A 478-nucleotide genomic window follows, 5' to 3' on the forward strand; every position below is an offset into this window, starting at 1 on the left:
GTCGAGGCGGCCCAACTGCTCGACGCCGCTGTCCACGGCTGCCTTGATCGCGTCGGCGTCGCGCACGTCGACCTCGGCGGTGACGACGCGGCGGTTGAGTCCCTTGATGAGGTTGGCGGTCTCGGCCAGGTCATCAGAGGTGGAGGCCGGGATGGCGGTCTCCACGCCGGGCCGGATCGGTCCACAGATGTCGATCGCGATGATGTCGGCGCCCTCTTGCGCCAGCCGCACCGCGTGGCTACGTCCCTGGCCGCGGGCCGCGCCGGTGACGAACGCGACCTTGCCTTCCACCCGTCCAGTCATTGATTACCCCAGTTCTGTTTTCGTGTCTGCCACATGCTCGGTGAAGTTCTGTGCACCTGCTCAGCAACTCTGTCATCGGGTCGCCTGCCGTGTCAATGACAGATACGTTTATGGCCATTTGTACTCTCCGCTTAGAAGAATGAAATTCTCTAACTCAATTCGGCGACGATCTGCG

At 62.6% G+C, this 478-nt stretch carries 1 protein-coding gene; it reads right to left on the reverse strand.

Annotation, left to right across the window (positions count from 1 at the left end; genetic code table 11):
* A partial coding sequence (locus tag RM572_RS28945; RefSeq protein WP_311676328.1) for an SDR family NAD(P)-dependent oxidoreductase occupies positions 1-291 on the reverse strand: 291 nt, incomplete at its 3' end.
* Positions 292-478 lie beyond the last annotated feature (187 nt).

Origin of the sequence: Streptomyces hazeniae (assembly GCF_031845485.1) — a bacterium.
Classification (GTDB): Bacteria; Actinomycetota; Actinomycetes; order Streptomycetales; family Streptomycetaceae; genus Streptomyces; species Streptomyces hazeniae.